1 protein-coding gene is annotated in these 1,601 nt (G+C 46.7%); it reads left to right on the top strand.

The window, feature by feature from the left end; genetic code table 11:
* Window positions 1-1,601 (top strand): vitamin B12 dependent-methionine synthase activation domain-containing protein (locus tag R7Q47_RS23865; RefSeq protein WP_318089637.1); only part of this gene is annotated, 1,601 nt, incomplete at both ends.

Raw genomic sequence — 1,601 nt, 5'->3', positions numbered from 1 at the left:
AAACGCGCGCGCCCAAGCTAGAAATCTGTACAAATGCTTATCGTATTTTGGTAGACGAAGTTGGCTTCCCGCCAGAAGACATTATTTTTGACCCGAACATTTTTGCCGTCGCAACGGGTATTGATGAGCACAACAACTATGCTGTTGATTTCATTGAAGCTGTAGCGCACATCAAGCGCGATTTGCCACACGCGATGATTTCCGGTGGCGTGTCGAACGTGTCTTTCTCTTTCCGCGGTAATAACTACGTTCGTGAAGCAATCCATGCCGTATTCCTTTATCACTGTTTTAAAAACGGTATGGATATGGGCATTGTGAACGCGGGGCAGCTCGAAATTTATGACAACGTACCAGAAAAATTACGAGAAGCAGTAGAAGACGTTGTGCTTAACCGTCGAGATGACGCTACAGAAAGATTGTTGGATATCGCGGCTGAGTACGCAGATAAAGGCGTTGGCAAAGAAGAAGATGCCTCTGCGCTTGAGTGGCGAACTTGGCCTGTCGCAAAACGTTTAGAGCATGCGTTAGTTAAAGGGATCACAGAGTTCATTGTCGCAGACACTGAAGAAGCACGTGTGAATGCGGCAAAACCACTTGAAGTGATTGAAGGCCCTTTGATGGATGGCATGAACGTGGTGGGTGACCTATTTGGTGAGGGTAAGATGTTCTTACCTCAAGTAGTGAAATCTGCACGTGTAATGAAGCAAGCTGTCGCACATTTAGAGCCTTTTATTAACGCCGAAAAACAATCCGGTAGCAGTAACGGAAAAATTTTGTTGGCGACAGTGAAGGGTGACGTGCACGACATCGGCAAAAACATTGTAGGCGTTGTATTGCAGTGTAATAACTACGAGATCATCGATCTTGGCGTGATGGTACCGTGCGAAAAGATCTTAAAAGTCGCGCTAGAAGAGAACGTTGATATTATCGGTTTGTCAGGGTTGATTACCCCATCTCTGGATGAAATGGTTCATGTTGCTAAAGAGATGGAACGTCTCAATTTTGATCTTCCGCTTCTGATTGGTGGAGCTACCACATCCAAAGCGCACACCGCCGTTAAGATTGAGCAGAACTACAAAAATCCGGTGGTTTACGTAAACAATGCGTCGCGCGCAGTAGGGGTTTGTTCGTCATTACTCTCCGATGAACGTCGACCTGCCTTTATAGAAAAACTGGATGCGGATTATGAGCGTGTTCGTGACCAACACAATCGTAAGAAGCCGCGTACTAAGCCTGTCACTTTAGAACAAGCGCGTGTAAACAAAGTCGCGATAGATTGGGATGCATACACGCCACCAGTTCCTGCAAAACCAGGCCTCCATATTTTCGATGATTTTGATGTCGCAACCTTACGCAAGTATATCGACTGGACGCCGTTTTTCATGACGTGGTCGCTGGTAGGAAAATACCCGACAATCTTCAAACATGAAGAGGTGGGTGAGGAGGCTCAGCGTCTGTTCCATGATGCCAATGAGTTGCTTGATCGAGTTGAACGTGAAGGATTGCTTAAGGCTCGCGGGATATGTGGTCTATTCCCAGCGGCAAGCGTGGGTGATGATATTGAAGTGTACACCGATGAGTCGCGTACCGAGGTTGCTAAA

The sequence above is a fragment of the Vibrio sp. Vb0349 genome (assembly GCF_033338975.1).
The sequence above is the reverse complement of the archived record's forward strand: the minus strand, read 5'-3'. Positions and strand labels throughout refer to the sequence as shown.